Source organism: Burkholderia sp. AU30280 (genome assembly GCF_020420125.1).
Classification (GTDB): domain Bacteria; phylum Pseudomonadota; class Gammaproteobacteria; order Burkholderiales; family Burkholderiaceae; genus Burkholderia.
Window position 1 is genome coordinate 186,786 of record NZ_JAIZRY010000012.1, and the last position, 15,848, is coordinate 202,633.

The following is a 15,848-nucleotide window of genomic DNA, read 5'->3' on the forward strand; positions in this document are numbered from 1 at the left end:
TCAAACACTTAAGGCTTGTTACACGATGAAATACGCGAAAACCCCGAGAAAAAGGGCAGGGAAACAGAAATCGAGATAGAAGCAACTATTGTTGCGCCATCGTGAAAAACCACTATAATTTTTACCGATCCGATTGTCGGCAGCCTTGCCGGCAAGCCTTTCGTCACCGCCCGGAGGCCATCGGACACATCGCCGCCGAATCCGCGCCGCCACTCGCTTTCCCGATTGCTCCTTTCAATTCGCTTTGTCGGAAAAATTCCTACACGGTTTACAGACAAATCCTGCATGGCATACGCCACTTCGCTGATACCGGCATAAATGCCGTTTGGCCAAAATTCGCCCTGTAAGACTATAAACGAGCCGACTGTGCGCCAAGAGCGCTCTGATCGAGCAAACGTTTTCATAACACGAATGGCCAAAGCAAAGCTCTTTAACGGGGGAATCATGAGCGCTACCAGCGAAATGCTCAGTGAGATCAAAGAGGTCAACCTGTCGTACCTCCTCCTTGCGCAACGCCTGCTGCGGGAAGACAAGGCGATGGGCATGTTCCGCATGGGAATCTCCCAGGAACTCGCCGACGTGCTCGCCAACCTCACGCTCGCGCAGACTGTGAAACTGGCTGCGTCCAACCAGATGCTGTGCCGCTTCCGCTTCGATGATCACGCGCTGCTGTCGTCGCTCGCCGACAAGGGCCGCAGCGATGTCGTCGCGCACGCCCACTCGGCCATCCTGATGGCCGGGCAGCAGGTCGAAGGCGTCCGCTGATCCATCCCGCCTTGCGTTTGTCCCGGCGTGCCGCGCCGGTGGGCAGCGTGTTGGCCATCCATCCGAATAACGTCAAGCGGACGGTTATCACCATGGCAAGCAAAAGCGTCGTGATCGAGGTGAAGGAAATCACTCTCGCCATCGAACTGATCGAACTGGGCGCCCGGCTGCAGCTCCTGGAAGCGGAGACGAGCCTGTCGCGGGACCGTCTGATCAAGCTGTACAAGGAACTGAAGGGCGTGTCGCCGCCGAAGGGGATGCTGCCGTTCTCGACCGACTGGTTCATGACGTGGCAGCCGAACATCCACTCGTCGCTGTTCTACAACATCTACCGGTTCATGCAGGACCACGGCCGCTGCGAGCCGATCCAGTCGATCGTGAAGGCGTACCGGCTCTATCAGGAGCACGTGAACCTGTCCGGCGACGAGGCCGCGTTGAGCCTCACGCGCGCGTGGACGCTCGTGCGCTTCTTCGATTCGGGGATGCTGCAGATGACCCCGTGCACGCGCTGCGGCGGCCACTTCGTCGCGCATGCGCATGATCCACATCAAGGTTTCGTCTGCGGCCTCTGCCAGCCGCCGTCGCGCGCAGGCAAGACCCGCAAGGCCGCGGCCGCGCGCGCCGAACTGGCCGCCGCCGCGGCCTGAGCGCCGCCCGGCGGGGCCCAGCGGGGCGATCAGGCCGCGCCGGGTAGCGCGAATCGTCTGCAAATTGCTGGTAAACACCGTCGGGCTGCCGCCTGGCCGCCCGCGAAAGTTTTCCTGCCGACTGCCGTAAACCTGTTTAACGGCGGTCTCCCCGCCGGTCATTCGTGAGGGACAGGCAGTGCTGATTATCGTGGGAACACTCGTGACGCTGTTGTCCGTCTTCGGCGGTTATGCGCTGGCAGGCGGGCATCTGGGCGCCTTGATCCAGCCCGTCGAGATCCTGATGATCGTGGGTGCGGGCGTCGGCGCGTTCATCCTCGGCAACGGCGGCAAGACCATCAAGGCCACGCTGCGCGTGCTGCCGACGCTCTTCAAGGGCTCGAAATACACGAAGGATGTCTACATGGAGCTGATGGCGCTTCTTTACGTGCTGCTCGCGAAGGCACGCAAGGAAGGCACGCTCACGCTCGAGGCCGACATCGACGATCCGGAAAAGAGCCCGATCTTCACGCAATACCCGAAGATCCTCGCCGATCATCACATCGTCGAGTTCCTGACCGACTACCTGCGCCTGATGGTGGGCGGCAACATGAACGCGTTCGAGATCGAAAGCCTGATGGACGAGGAGATCGAGACGCACCACGCGGAAGGCGAAGGCCCCGCGCATGCCCTGATGCGCGTCGGCGACGCGATGCCGGCGTTCGGTATCGTCGCGGCCGTGATGGGCGTCGTGCACACGATGGCATCCGCCGACAAGCCGCCCGCGGTGCTCGGCGCGATGATCGCGCAGGCGCTGGTCGGCACCTTCCTCGGGATCCTGCTGTCGTACGGGCTGATCGGGCCGCTCGCGAGCCTCGCGGAGCAGCGCGTCGCCGAGTCGACCAAGATGTTCCAGTGCATCAAGGTGACGATCCTCGCGACGCTGAACGGCTATGCGCCGGCGATCGCGGTCGAGTTCGGCCGCAAGGTGCTGTTCTCGACCGAGCGTCCGTCGTTCTCCGAGCTCGAAGAGCACGTGCGCCGCGTGAAGGCGAAGTGACGCGGAGCGACCAATGAGCAAGAGCAAGGATCGCGCAATCGTCGTCAAGCGGGTGGCCCCGGCGAAGAAGGGCCACCACGGCGGCGCATGGAAGCTCGCGTACGCGGACTTCATGACCGCGATGATGGCGTTCTTCCTGCTGATGTGGCTGCTGAGCTCGGTCACGCCGGTGCAGCTGAAGGGGATCGCCGAATACTTCAACACGCCGCTGAAGGCCGCGCTGTTCGGCAGCGGCGACCGCAGCTCGCAGGATTCCAGCATCATCAACGGCGGCGGCCGCGATCTGTCGAGCGTCGACGCCGGCACGCTGCGCCGCACCGACGGCACGACGCAGCTCGCCGAACGCCTCGCGAAGATGGGCGACGAGCATTCCCGGTCGCAGGCGCAAGGCGCGCAGGACCGGCTCGAGCAGGCGCGCCTGCACGACCTGCAGATCAAGCTGATGGCCGCGATCGAGGCCAACCCGACGCTGCGCCAGTTCAAGCAGCAGATCCGCATCGATTCCACGCTGATGGGGCTGCGCATCGAGATCGTCGATACGCAGAAGCGGCCGATGTTCGCGATGTCGAGCGACAACGTCGAGCCGTACATGCGCGACATCCTGCGCGAGATCGGCAAGACGCTGAACGACGTGCCGAACCGGATCATCGTCCAGGGCCACACCGACGCCGTGCCGTACGCGGGCGGCGAGGGCGGCTACAGCAACTGGGAGCTGTCGGCCGACCGCGCGAACGCGTCGCGCCGCGAGCTGATCTCCGGCGGCATGGACGAGGCGAAAGTGCTGCGCGTGCTCGGCCTCGCGTCGACGCAGAACCTGAACAAGGCCGACCCGCTCGATCCGGAAAACCGCCGGATCAGCGTGATCGTGCTGAACCGCAAATCCGAAGAGGCGCTGATGCGCGACGATGCGACGACCACGACGCTGTCGGCCGATGCGGCCGGCTCGCAGCAGCTCGCGCAGCAGCTGGCCCCGGCGCCGGCGGTGCGCCCGGCGCTCGCGGCGTCCGCCGTCGCCGTGCCGAAACCCTGACGTTTACACGATTCCGAGACAGACATGATCCGAACCATTCTCGCCATCGACGACTCCGCGACCATGCGTGCGCTGCTGCAGGCAACGCTGATGCAGGCCGGCTACGACGTGACGGTGGCGCCGGACGGCGAGGCCGGCTTCGATCTGGCGGCCACCGTGCCGTACGACCTGGTGCTGACCGACCAGAACATGCCGCGCAAGAGCGGGCTCGAAGTGATCGCCGCGCTGCGCAAGCTGACCGCCTATACGGAAACGCCGATTCTCGTGCTGACGACGGAAGGCAGCGACGCGTTCAAGGACGCCGCACGCGAGGCGGGCGCGACCGGCTGGATCGAAAAGCCGATCGACCCCGCCGTGCTGGTCGACCTGGTCGCGACGCTGTCCGAGCCGGCCGCCTCCTGACATTCACGCGACGCATTCAACCCGGGACCGGGCATGACTCTCGACATCACTCAGTTCTACCAGACATTTTTCGACGAAGCGGACGAGCTGCTCGCGCAGATGGAGCAGTTGCTGCTGAACCTCGACGTCGGCTCGCCCGACCCCGAGGATCTGGCCGCGATCTTCCGCGCCGCGCATTCGATCAAGGGCGGCGCGGCGACGTTCGGCTTTTCCGCGCTGACCGATACGACGCACATCCTCGAATCGCTGCTCGACCGCGCGCGCAACCATGAGCTGACGCTGACCAAGGAAATGGTCGACGCGTTCCTGGAGACGAAGGACGTGCTGTCCGACCAGCTCGTCGACTACCGCGCGAGCGCCGAACCGGACGCGGCCGCCGCCGCGACGATCTGCGCGAAGCTCGAACGGCTGAAGGCCGAGAGCGGCGCGGGTGCGCCGGCTGCCGCCGCGGCTGCGCCCGTGGCGCCGGCGGCTGCCGCCGCCGCACCGGCCGCACCGGCTGCTCCGGCCGTGGAACCGGCCGCCAGCGACGATCGCGTGCCCGACCACGTGATCGAGCAGGCCCTCGCGGCCGCGCATCCGGCGGCCGCCGCCGATGCGGGCGAAGGCGGTCCGCACCTGAAGATCACGCTCGTGGGCGTCGATGCGAAGGATCGCGAACTGCTCACCGAAGAGCTCGGCAACCTCGGCCGGATCGTGGCCCGCGAGGAAGCCGGCGCCGACCTGACGCTGTGGGTCGAATCGGACGTGCCGTCCGACGACATCGTCGCCGTGTGCTGCTTCGTGATCGACGAAAGCCAGATCCGCGTCGGGCGCGGCACGGCGCCGGCCGCACCGGCTGCCGCACCGGAAGCCGCGGCGCCTGCAGCAGAACCGGCCGCCGCCGCGCAACCGGTGCGCGCCGAGGTATTCGTGCCGCAGGCCGCGGCGCCGCAGCCGGCCGCACCCGCGCCCGCCGAGCCGGCCGCCGCTGCCGCGCAAGCGCAGCAGCCGGCCCGGCAAGCGCCTGCCGACCACGCGCCGCAGCCCGCCGCGCATCACGACGACAAGCGTGCCCGCCCGGCCGCCGCTGCCGCGTCGGGCGCCGAAGGCAGCTCGATTCGCGTCGGCGTCGAGAAGGTCGATCAGCTGATCAACCTGGTCGGCGAACTCGTGATCACGCAGGCGATGCTCGCGGAAACCGCGAGCGCGTTCGATCCGGCGCTGCACGACCGCCTGTTCAACGGGATGGCGCAGCTCGAGCGCAACGCGCGCGACCTGCAGGAAGCCGTGATGTCGATCCGCATGATGCCGATGGACTACGTGTTCAGCCGTTTCCCGCGTCTCGTGCGCGACCTCGCCGGCAAGCTCGGCAAGCAGGTCGAGCTCGTCACGTTCGGCCAGGCGACCGAACTCGACAAGAGCCTGATCGAACGGATCATCGATCCGCTGACCCACCTCGTGCGCAACAGCCTCGACCACGGGATCGAGACGGTCGACAAGCGCGTGGCCGCCGGTAAGGACGCGGTGGGCCAGCTCGTGCTGTCGGCCGCGCATCACGGCGGCAACATCGTGATCGAGGTGAGCGACGACGGCGCAGGCCTGAACCGCGAGCGAATCCTCGCGAAGGCCGCGAAACAGGGCATGCAGGTGTCCGACAACATCAGCGACGACGAAGTCTGGCAACTGATTTTCGCGCCGGGCTTCTCGACGGCCGAGACGGTGACCGACGTGTCGGGCCGCGGCGTCGGGATGGACGTCGTGAAGCGCAACATCCAGTCGATGGGCGGCCATGTCGAGATCACGTCGGTGGCCGGCCGCGGCACCACCACGCGGATCGTGCTGCCGCTCACGCTCGCGATCCTCGACGGGATGTCGGTGAAGGTCGGCAACGAGATCTTCATCCTGCCGCTGAACTTCGTGATGGAGTCGCTGCAGCCGTCGAACGACGACATCTACACGGTCGGCAACGGCGAACGCGTGGTGCGCGTGCGCGGCGAATACCTGCCGTTGGTCGCGCTGCACGAGGTGTTCTCGGTCGACGACGCGCGCACCGACCCGACGCAAGGAATCGTCACGATCATGGAAACCGAGGGGCGCCGTTTCGCGATGCTGATCGACGAGCTGGTCGGCCAGCAGCAGGTGGTCGTGAAGAACCTCGAAACCAATTACCGCAAGGTGCACGGCATCTCGGCGGCGACGATTCTCGGCGACGGCAGCGTCGCGTTGATCGTCGACGTCGCGGCGCTGAACCGTGAAACCCGTGCGACGCACGGCGCCCGTGCCGGCGCCGAGCTCGCGATGTTCTGATGTCACTCGCCATTCAACCGATTGGGGGCAAACGTGTCTGCTGAAGTCCAAATGATCAATCCGGCCGCGGCGAACGCGGCAACGAGCCGCCGCGATGCGGAACAAGGCGACGCGACGGGCCAGGAATTCCTCGTGTTCACGCTCGGCGACGAGGAGTACGGGATCGACATCCTGAAGGTGCAGGAAATCCGCGGCTACGACAGCGTCACGCGCATCGCGAACGCGCCGGAATTCATCAAGGGCGTGATCAACCTGCGCGGGATCATCGTGCCGATCGTCGACATGCGGATCAAGTTCCATCTCGGCCGCGTCGAGTACGACCACCAGACCGTCGTGATCATCCTGAACGTCGCGCACCGCGTGGTCGGGATGGTGGTCGACGGCGTGTCGGACGTGCTGACGCTGCAGACCGACCAGATCATGCCGGCGCCGGAATTCGGCGCGACGCTGACGACCGAGTACCTGACGGGCCTCGGCACGGTCGACGGCCGGATGCTGATCCTGATGGACATCGAGAAGCTGATGTCGAGCCGTGAAATGGCGCTGATCGAGACGCTTGGCGGGTAAGCGCGCCGCGCGCGCAGGAATCTAGGGAGAATCTGCAATGTTGCATAACTGGTCGATCCGCACGACGCTCACGGCGGTCGGACTCATCCTGGTGGCGCTGGCCGCAGCCGTCGGCGGGCTCGGCCTGTACGCGCTGAATCACGCGAGCCGCTCGCTCGACGAGATCGCGCACGTCGACCTGCCGGCGATCCATACGCTCGACGACACGTCGTCGTACCTGCTGCGTGCGCGTGTGTCGCTCGACCGCTTCCGGTCGCTGACGGAAGCCGGCAACACGGCCGAGGCAGCCAAGGTGCTCGACCGCGCACAGGAGCTGTACGCGAAGTCGAACCAGAACTGGCAGGCGTTCCAGTCGACGTCGAAGCTCGGCGTCGAGCCCGCGCTCGTCGACGACCTGACCACCCGCTACACGACGATCGTGAAGGAAGGCGTCGAGCCCGAGTTCGCGGCCGCGCGCGCGGGCGACATGGCCGCGTACCACGCTGTGGCCGATACCAAGATCAGCCCGTTGTTCGTCGCGTACGACCAGGCCGCGTCGGCGGTGGTCGCGTCGCTGCAGAAGCGTGCGGAAGATCGCCAGGCCGCGACGCAATCGCAGATCTCGCTGATGATCGGGCTGATCGCGGCCGGCATCGCGATCGCGTTCGTCGTCGTGATCGCGATCCGCTTCGCGCTGCGCGGGCTGATCGTGCAGCCGCTCGAGGACGCGATCGCGCACTTCGAGCGCATCGCCGGCGGCGACCTCACGCAGCCGGTGAACGTGTTCAGCACGAACGAGATCGGCCGCCTGTTCGGCGGCATCAAGCGGATGCAGGACGCCGTCACGACGATGGTGCAGGCCGTGCATCGCGGCACCGAATCGATCGACGTCGGCGCGCGCGAGATCGCGACCGGCAACATCGACCTGTCGCAGCGTACCGAGGAGCAGGCCGCATCGCTGCAGGAAACCGCGTCGAGCATGGAGCAGCTGACGGGCACCGTGCGGCAGAACGCGGAGAACGCGCGGCAGGCCAGCCAGCTCGCGGTGAACGCATCGGACATCGCGACGCAGGGCGGCGACGTGGTCGGCCAGGTCGTGTCGACGATGCAGGACATCGCGGCGAGCTCGGGCAAGGTCGTCGACATCATCGGCACGATCGAAGGCATCGCGTTCCAGACCAACATCCTCGCACTGAACGCGGCAGTCGAAGCCGCCCGCGCGGGCGAACAGGGCCGCGGCTTCGCGGTGGTCGCGGGCGAGGTGCGCTCGCTCGCGCAGCGCAGCGCGAGCGCCGCGAAGGAAATCAAGCAGCTGATCGGCGATTCGGCCGAGAAGGTCGAAAGCGGGTCGGCGCTCGTCGCGCGTGCCGGCTCGACGATGGACGAGATCGTGCAGGCCGTGCGCCGCGTGACCGACATCATGGGCGAGATCAGCGCCGCGTCGGACGAACAGTCGACCGGCATCGAGCAGGTCAATCGCGCGGTCGGCCAGATGGATTCGGTCACGCAGCAGAACGCGGCGCTCGTCGAGCAGGCGGCCGCCGCGGCCGCGTCGCTCGAGGAGCAGACGCGCCAGATGAAGGCGATCGTGTCGGGCTGGCGCGTGGCGGGCGGCATCGTGCTCGCGCCGTCGCGCGGAGTCGCGCGGCCGGTTGCGCATGAGCCTGCGGCCGTGCCGGCGCTGACGTCGGAGCCGCGTTTCGATGCGGCGCCGCAAGCTGCCGCACAACCGGCACGGCGCGCCGCGCCGGCACCGCGTGCGGCCGCTGCGGCTGCATCGGCTGCGTCGGGTGCGGGCCATGAACCGAAGCGTGCGGCCGATACGGGCGCGCACGCGCACAAGGATGCGCCGGCTTCCCGCGGCACGGCCGCGGGCGGCTATGGGCCGCGTCTCGCGAAAACCGCCGCGCCGGCCGACAAGCCGGCCGCGAAGCCCGCGCTCGTGCGCCCCGCGCTGAACGGCGAGAAGCCGGCGGCGGCCACGGCCGGCACGTCCGATGACGATTGGGAGACCTTCTAAACCATGTCGCACGCGCGCGCGCCGTTTCGACCCGATGCACCGGATGCCTCGCCTCGCGCGGGCGAGCCGGGGCGCGACTTCGCGTTCACGAGCGCGGATTTCGCACGCATTCGCGCGCTGATCCATCAACGCGCGGGGATCTCGCTGTCCGAGCACAAGCGCGACATGGCGTACAGCCGTCTCGCGCGCCGCTTGCGGGCACGCGGCCTCGACACGTTCCGCGACTACCTCGACCTGCTCGAGCAGGAAGACGATCCGCTCGAGTGGGAAGCGTTCACCAATGCGCTCACGACAAACCTGACCGCGTTCTTCCGCGAGTCGCACCATTTCCCGATCCTGTCGGAGTTCGTGAAGGGACGGCCGGCACCGGTGTCGGTGTGGTGCTCGGCGGCGTCGACCGGCGAGGAGCCGTACTCGATCGCGATCACGCTGATCGAGGCGCTCGGCGAATCGGCGGCGCGCGGCGCGTCGATCCTCGCGACCGACCTCGACACGCAGGTGCTCGCGAAGGCGGAAGCCGGCATCTACACGTACGACCAGGTCAAGCACCTGTCGCCCGAGCGGCTGAAGCGCTTCTTCCTGAAGGGCACGGGCGCGCAGGCCGGCCGCGTGAAGGTGCGCCCCGAGCTGCGCGCGATGATCCGCTTCGAGCAGCTGAACCTGACCGATGCGGACTACGGGATCGCGAAGCCGTTCGACGCGATCTTCTGCCGCAACGTGATGATCTATTTCGACAAGCCGACGCAGGGGCAGGTGCTGTCGCGCTTCGAGCCGCTCGTGAAGCCGGGCGGGCTGCTGTTCGCCGGCCACTCGGAGAATTTCACGTATGTCACGCAGGCGTTCCGGCTGCGCGGGCAGACGGTGTATGAACTGACCCGCGACGCCGCAATCGGCACGCGGTCGCGTGGTGCGCAGGCGCCTGCGGCGGCGATGCCGTCGCCGGTGCGCGCACGGGCCGCGGGCGCCGCGCCCGCTTTTGGAGAGCGCGGATGAGCGCCCTGCCGATCGCAACCAATCGCTACTTCGACAATCACTTCGGCCGTCCCGGCGTGAAGCTGTTGCCGAACGAGTTCTACACGACGTCCGAGGACATGGTGCTGATGACCGTGCTCGGCTCGTGCGTCGCCGCGTGCCTGCACGACCCGTACGCGGGCATCGGCGGGATGAACCACTTCATGTTGCCCGACGACGGCGCCGATCCGGGCGCGGCCGCGTCGGAATCGATGCGCTACGGTGCGTATGCGATGGAAGTGCTGATCAACGAGATGATCAAGGCCGGCGGGCGCCGCGAACGCTTCGAGGCGAAGGTGTTCGGGGGCGCCGCCGTGCTGGCCGGGATGACGACGATCAACATCGGCGACCGCAACGCGGATTTCGTGCGCCGCTACCTGGCGCTCGAACGCATCCGCATCACGGCGGAAGACCTGCAGGGCGTGCACCCGCGCAAGGTCGCGTTCATGGCGAACAGCGGGCGCGCGATGGTGAAGAAGCTGCGGCTGCAGGTGCCGGGCGTCACCGAGCGCGAAGCCGCGCTCGCCCGCGAGGCCGATCGCGCCCGCGCCGCACGGCCGCGTCCGCAAGTCGAGCTGTTCTCGGCGAAGCGTCCGGCCCCGCCGCAGCCGGCGCGGCCGCGCATCGAGCTGTTCGGTGCGCGCAGCGCGGCGCCGGCCGGCGGCGTGCGGGCGGCGAACCTATCAAGAAAGCAGGAGGCATGACCGCAGTGCAGAAGATCAAAGTGTTGTGCGTCGACGATTCGGCGCTGATCCGCAGCCTGATGACCGAGATCATCAACAGCCAGCCCGACATGACGGTGGTCGCGACCGCGCCCGATCCGCTCGTCGCGCGCGAGCTCATCAAGCAGCACAACCCCGACGTGCTCACGCTCGACGTCGAAATGCCGCGCATGGACGGGCTCGACTTCCTCGAGAAGCTGATGCGCCTGCGGCCGATGCCGGTCGTGATGGTGTCGTCGCTGACCGAGCGCGGCTCGGAAATCACGCTGCGCGCGCTCGAACTCGGCGCGGTCGATTTCGTCACGAAGCCGCGCGTCGGGATTCGCGACGGGATGCTCGACTATGCGGAAAAGCTCGCCGACAAGATCCGCGCGGCGTCGCGTGCGCGCGTGCGCCAGGCGCCGCAGCCGCAGGCCGTCGCGCGCGCGGCGGACAGCCACCCGGCCGCGCCGATGATCAACAACCCGCTCGTCAGTACCGAGAAGCTGATCATCATCGGTGCGTCGACGGGCGGCACCGAGGCGATCCGCGAAGTGCTGACGCCGCTGCCGCCGGATGCGCCGGCCGTGCTGATCGCGCAGCACATGCCGCCCGGCTTCACGAAGTCGTTCGCGCAGCGGCTGAACGGCCTGTGCCGGATCGCGGTGAAGGAAGCGGAGCACGGCGAGCGCGTGCTGCCGGGCCACGCGTATATCGCGCCGGGCCACGCGCACCTGTTGCTTGCGAGAAGCGGGGCGAACTATATTGCGCAACTGTCGGACGAGCCGCCGGTGAACCGGCACCGCCCGTCGGTCGACGTGCTGTTCCGCTCGGCGGCGACGCACGCGGGCAAGAACGCGATCGGGGTGATCCTGACCGGGATGGGCCGCGACGGCGCGGCCGGCCTGCTGGAAATGAAACGCGCGGGCGCTCACACGTTCGCGCAGGACGAAGCAAGCTGCATCGTGTTCGGGATGCCGCGCGAGGCGATCGCGCTGGGCGGCGCGGACGAGATCGTGTCGCTCGCCGAGATGAGCCGCCGCGTGATGGCACGCCTGGCGACGATGGGCGATCGCGTGCAGCGCGTTTGAATGGAATGCCACGGGGCGCGTGCCACGATACGCGTCCTGACGGAAACGAATCTGGAAAGGAACGACGATGGACAAGAGCATGAAAATCCTGGTGGTGGACGATTTCCCGACGATGCGCCGGATCGTCCGCAACCTGCTCAAGGAACTGGGCTACTCGAACGTCGACGAGGCCGAGGACGGCGCGGCCGGCCTTGCGCGGCTGCGCGGCGGCGGTTTCGACTTCGTGATCTCCGACTGGAACATGCCGAACCTCGACGGCCTCGCGATGCTGAAGGAAATCCGCGCGGACGCGACGCTCACGCACCTGCCGGTGCTGATGGTCACGGCCGAGTCGAAGAAGGAGAACATCATCGCGGCCGCGCAGGCCGGCGCGAGCGGCTACGTCGTGAAACCGTTCACGGCGGCAACGCTCGACGAGAAGCTGAACAAGATCATCGACAAGATGGCGAAGGCCGGGAGCTGACGTGAACGAGCCGATCCATGCCGCGCTGACGGGTGCGGGGTTCAGCGCCGACGGCCACGCCGAAGGCGCCGATTTCGCAAGCGACCGCATCCTCGCGCGTATCGGCCATGTCACACGCACGCTGCGCGATTCGATGCGTGAGCTCGGGCTCGACAAGCACGTCGAGCGGGCGGCGGAAGCCGTACCCGATGCGCGCGACCGGCTGCGCTACGTCGCGACGATGACCGAGCAGGCCGCCGTGCGCGTGCTGAACGCGATCGAGGTCGCGAAGCCGATGCAGGCGCGCATCCAGAACGAGGCCGAGGCGCTCGACGCGCGCTGGGCGCAGTGGTATGCGGCACCGATCGAGCACGCGGAAGTGCGCGCGCTGATGGACGATACCCGCACGTTCCTGCGCACGCTGCCCGAATCGACGTCGGCGACCAGCGCGCAACTGCTCGAGATCATGCTCGCGCAGGATTTTCAGGACCTGACCGGGCAGGTGATCAAGAAGATCATGGACATGGTCTACCTGATCGAGCAGCAGCTCCTCACCGTGCTCGTCGAGAACATCGCGCCTGAGCGGCGCGAGCAGTTCGCGGCCACCGCGGCTGCGTTCGCGGCCGAGCAGATGAGTTCGACCGGCAGCCCCGAGTCGCTGCTGAACGGCCCGCAGATCGCGCCGGAAGGCAAGACCGACGTGGTCCAGGACCAGGGGCAGGTCGACGACCTGCTCGCCAGCCTGGGCTTCTGAGCCTGCCGCATGCATCGGCGCGCCGCGTGTCGCGGCGGCGCCCGATGCATGCGTCCCATGTTCCCCGCACCCCATTCCCGCGCGCGTCTCACCCGTGAGGCCGAGGGTCGTCCTGCGTCAAATTGACACTTCGACACACTCAGCAGGCATACTACGCGTCAGTAGCAACGTAGCGTCATTCGTACGATTTCATATGTTTGCTGGCGGCGCGGGCCCGATGGCCGCACCACCGGCAACGAAGCCAGTCCCTTGGGGGGGAACGTGAAGCTGAAACGCTTGGGCTGGGCTGTCGCGCACGCGACGGCTGCAATGGGTGTGCTGTGGAGCGTCCACGCATACGCGGAACTGGGCGGCGCGCCGATGTCGCCGCCGGCGGACGATCAGGCCGCAACCGTGCGCGCGTTGCAGCGCGCAATGCGTTCGGCAGACGGCGTGCAGACGAGCACGGCCGCCTATACCGTCCGCGAGATCACGCTCGGATCGGGCACCGTCATCCACGAATACACGTCGGCCGCCGGCAGCGTGTTCGGCCTCGCGTGGCAAGGGCCGACGATGCCGGATCTCGCTTCGCTGCTCGGCAGCTATTTCCCGCAGTACACCGCAGGCGTCCAGGCGGCACACAAGGCGCGCGGCTGGCGCGCGCCCGTGTCCGTCGACACGAGCGGCCTCGTGATCCGGACAGGCGGCCACATGGGCGCCTTCTCGGGCCAGGCGTGGCTGCCGGCGGCGCTGCCTGCCGGCCTGACCGGCACCGACATCCAGTGACAGCGGGAGAGCGATCTTGAGAATTCCTCGTACATTCAAGCGCTGGCTCGGCGTGCTGGGCCTCGCGGCGGCGACGGCCGTCCTCGTGACGGCATGCGGCGGCGGCGACGGCGGCGGCAGTTCGGGCAATAACGGCAACAATGGCAACAACGGTAACGGCGGCTCGGACGGCAATTCCGGGAACACGGCCGTCATCACCGTCAACGCCGGCGTCGCGAACGTGATCAACATCCCGACCATCAGCCTGAAGGTCTGTGCGCCGGGCACGTCGAACTGCCAGGTGGTCAACAACGTGCTCGTCGATACCGCGTCCTACGGGCTGCGGCTCGTCGGCAGCGCCGTGTCGGGCGTGCTCGGCAGCCTCCCGCAGGTGACGAGCGGCGGCGCGCCGGTTGCCGAGTGCGGCAAGTTCGTGTCGAGCTATACGTGGGGTTCGGTGCGCACGGTCGACTTGTCGATCGGCTCCGAGCAGGCGAGCTCGCTGCCCGTGCAGATCATCGGCGACCTCGGCACGACGAACGTGCCGAGCTCGTGCACGAACGGCGGCGCGTCGGCCAACACGGCGAGCGCGCTCGGCGCGAACGGGATCCTCGGCATCGGGCCGGCGCCGGTCGACTGCGGTACGACCTGCGCGACGTCCACGTCGACGAACAACAACTACTACGCATGCCCGAACGGCGACAACGCGAACTGCACGATTGCGCTCGTGCCGGTGGCCCAGCAGGTGGCCAACCCCGTGCATCATTTCGCCGACAGCAGCGGGGTGAGCGTGAGCATGCCGACCATCTCGAACAACGGACAGGCGAGCGCAACCGGGACGCTGACGTTCGGCCTGCCCGACCTGACCGGGAAGACCGTGATGACGTCGACCACGACGGGCGACGTCAACGCGGCGTTCCTCGGGCGCAACGTGACGGCGTTCTTCGATACGGGTTCGAATGCGTACTTCTTCAACGATTCGTCGCAGACGGTCTGTTCGAAGAACACGCAGTTCTACTGCCCGACGGCGTCGGCCACCTATTCGGCGACGCTGACCGGCCAGAACGGTGTGAGCGGCACGGTATCGATGCCCGTCGTGAACGCGGATTCGCTGTTCTCGAACCCGTCGACGTTCGCGTTCAACGACATCGCGGGGCCGTTCGGTTCGTCCAGCTGGCTCGATATCGGCATGCCGCACTTCTACGGCAAGACGATCTACTTCGGGATGGACAAGACGTCGAGCGGCGGCGCGGCGCCTTTCGTCGCGTTCTGACGCGGCACGGCGGGACGTAGGAACAAGGGGGCGAGCGATCGCCCCCTTTTTTTGTCCGGACGCGGAGCGTGGTGCGACGGGGCCGACCGGCGCGCCGCATACGCGCCCGGCGGCGGAGCCGGCGCGCCTGCGCAGCCGGCTATTGGCACGCAGGCGAGCGACAGCCACGGCACGAGCGGATGGCGGAGCATGGTGCGGTTCGACCGGAATCGGGAATCGGGAATGGCGAAGGGTGGCGCGCTTTGCACGCCTGCGTAATGCCGGCCTGTTAATCGAATGCGGCACACTTTCGCCGATTATCGATCGCACCCGGATTTCATTCTGATGTAATCAAATGCCGGATTATCCCGGGCTGCAGTTTCTGTCAGGTCTTCAAGATTATTGAAATGACGCGGCATGCAAGCCGATGGTGTCGCATTCCGCTGTTGCAGCCGCTCCCGCGCCGTTCGGGCGGCAATACGGCCGGGCGCACGCACTACCCGGTATGTGAAAACAGATGGAGTCCGTCGAAATTCAAACATATAATGCCGGCGTTGTTTCCGGGGTCGTCTATATAAAACAGGAGGGTAATAAGATGAATTTTTCAGAAGCCGTTCGTTCCGCACTCAATAAATACGCGACATTCGAAGGCCGTGCGCGCCGTGCCGAATACTGGTATTTCGCGCTGCTGACCTGCGCGCTGTCGATCGCCGCGCAGATCATCGGCGCGGCGGGCCGCGACGCGGGGCTGATCACGCTGCTGCTGCTCGTCGTGATCGGCCTGGCTTCGCTGGCGCTGATCATTCCGAGCATCGCGGTCAGCGTGCGCCGGCTGCACGATACGGGCCGCTCGGGCTGGTTTCTGCTGCTCGCGCTGATTCCGATCGTCGGCGGCATCCTGCTGCTCGTGTGGATGTGCTCGCGCGGCACCGAAGGTCCGAACCGCTTCGGCGAGGATCCGGTCGCGGCAGCCTGACCGACGCCTGCTCCGACGCGCGACGCCGTCGCGTCGGGGCAGGGTTTCGCGTCGCACCCGCCAGGCCGTTTCACCGCTTCTCCCTTTCCGCGCTTCTTCCTCGCTTCACGCCGTCGCCGCTGGGTCCGGAGCCGACACC

17 protein-coding genes are annotated in these 15,848 nt (G+C 67.1%); 16 read left to right on the top strand and 1 reads right to left on the bottom strand.

Annotated features, from left to right (window positions below; all coding sequences use genetic code 11):
* Positions 1-8 precede the first annotated feature (8 nt).
* A complete protein-coding gene (locus LGN17_RS26135; RefSeq protein ID WP_226199540.1) occupies positions 9-446 on the bottom strand; it encodes a hypothetical protein in 438 nt (145 codons plus the stop codon).
* Here LGN17_RS26135 and flhD point away from each other — a divergent pair.
* The 16 genes from flhD (at position 445) to LGN17_RS26215 (ending at position 15,709) form a co-directional block, all read left to right on the top strand.
* Positions 445-765, top strand: coding sequence for a flagellar transcriptional regulator FlhD (gene flhD, locus LGN17_RS26140; RefSeq protein ID WP_011350590.1), 321 nt, complete (start codon positions 445-447; stop codon positions 763-765). The genes LGN17_RS26135 and flhD overlap by 2 nt on opposite strands.
* Positions 766-857: 92 nt before the next feature.
* The gene (gene flhC, locus LGN17_RS26145; protein WP_011350591.1) at positions 858-1,412 is read left to right on the top strand and encodes a flagellar transcriptional regulator FlhC; all 555 of its coding nucleotides are present in this window, start codon (positions 858-860) and stop codon (positions 1,410-1,412) included.
* A 178-nt stretch (positions 1,413-1,590) separates the two neighbouring features.
* Positions 1,591-2,451 carry a flagellar motor stator protein MotA gene (gene motA / locus LGN17_RS26150; protein ID WP_011350592.1) on the top strand — a complete coding sequence of 287 codons (861 nt, stop codon included), beginning with the start codon at positions 1,591-1,593 and terminating at the stop codon, positions 2,449-2,451.
* Between the two features lie 13 nt (positions 2,452-2,464).
* A complete protein-coding gene (gene motB / locus LGN17_RS26155) occupies positions 2,465-3,481 on the top strand; it encodes a flagellar motor protein MotB (protein WP_226199364.1) in 1,017 nt (338 codons plus the stop codon).
* Between the two features lie 24 nt (positions 3,482-3,505).
* Positions 3,506-3,883: a response regulator gene (locus tag LGN17_RS26160; RefSeq protein ID WP_175969882.1), complete on the top strand. Its 378-nt coding sequence runs from the start codon at positions 3,506-3,508 to the stop codon at positions 3,881-3,883.
* A 33-nt stretch (positions 3,884-3,916) separates the two neighbouring features.
* Positions 3,917-6,172, top strand: coding sequence for a chemotaxis protein CheA (gene cheA, locus LGN17_RS26165; protein WP_226199366.1), 2,256 nt, complete (start codon positions 3,917-3,919; stop codon positions 6,170-6,172).
* Between the two features lie 51 nt (positions 6,173-6,223).
* Entirely contained in the window at positions 6,224-6,739 is a 516-nt protein-coding gene (gene cheW / locus LGN17_RS26170) for a chemotaxis protein CheW (protein WP_043185043.1), read from the top strand.
* A 37-nt stretch (positions 6,740-6,776) separates the two neighbouring features.
* Positions 6,777-8,738: a methyl-accepting chemotaxis protein gene (locus LGN17_RS26175; RefSeq protein WP_226199368.1), complete on the top strand. Its 1,962-nt coding sequence runs from the start codon at positions 6,777-6,779 to the stop codon at positions 8,736-8,738.
* Between the two features lie 3 nt (positions 8,739-8,741).
* Positions 8,742-9,731 (top strand): CheR family methyltransferase, encoded by a 990-nt coding sequence (locus LGN17_RS26180; protein ID WP_226199369.1) that lies wholly within the window; start codon positions 8,742-8,744, stop codon positions 9,729-9,731.
* Positions 9,728-10,453: a chemoreceptor glutamine deamidase CheD gene (gene cheD / locus LGN17_RS26185; protein WP_226199372.1), complete on the top strand. Its 726-nt coding sequence runs from the start codon at positions 9,728-9,730 to the stop codon at positions 10,451-10,453. Before LGN17_RS26180 ends, cheD begins: the two co-directional genes overlap by 4 nt.
* Complete coding sequence (locus tag LGN17_RS26190) at positions 10,450-11,541, top strand: protein-glutamate methylesterase/protein-glutamine glutaminase (RefSeq protein WP_226199377.1); 1,092 nt, start codon at positions 10,450-10,452, stop codon at positions 11,539-11,541. The genes cheD and LGN17_RS26190 overlap by 4 nt, the downstream gene beginning before the upstream one ends.
* A gap of 67 nt (positions 11,542-11,608) precedes the next feature.
* Positions 11,609-12,004 (top strand): chemotaxis response regulator CheY, encoded by a 396-nt coding sequence (gene cheY, locus LGN17_RS26195; protein WP_011350601.1) that lies wholly within the window; start codon positions 11,609-11,611, stop codon positions 12,002-12,004.
* Position 12,005: 1 nt separating this feature from the next.
* Positions 12,006-12,737 (top strand): protein phosphatase CheZ, encoded by a 732-nt coding sequence (cheZ, locus tag LGN17_RS26200; protein ID WP_226199379.1) that lies wholly within the window; start codon positions 12,006-12,008, stop codon positions 12,735-12,737.
* Positions 12,738-12,998: 261 nt separating this feature from the next.
* A complete protein-coding gene (locus LGN17_RS26205) occupies positions 12,999-13,502 on the top strand; it encodes a DUF2844 domain-containing protein (protein WP_175958267.1) in 504 nt (167 codons plus the stop codon).
* A 16-nt stretch (positions 13,503-13,518) separates the two neighbouring features.
* A complete protein-coding gene (locus tag LGN17_RS26210) occupies positions 13,519-14,754 on the top strand; it encodes a DUF3443 family protein (protein ID WP_226199381.1) in 1,236 nt (411 codons plus the stop codon).
* Positions 14,755-15,328: 574 nt separating this feature from the next.
* Entirely contained in the window at positions 15,329-15,709 is a 381-nt protein-coding gene (locus LGN17_RS26215; RefSeq protein ID WP_226199385.1) for a DUF805 domain-containing protein, read from the top strand.
* The last annotated feature ends 139 nt before the right edge of the window (positions 15,710-15,848 follow it).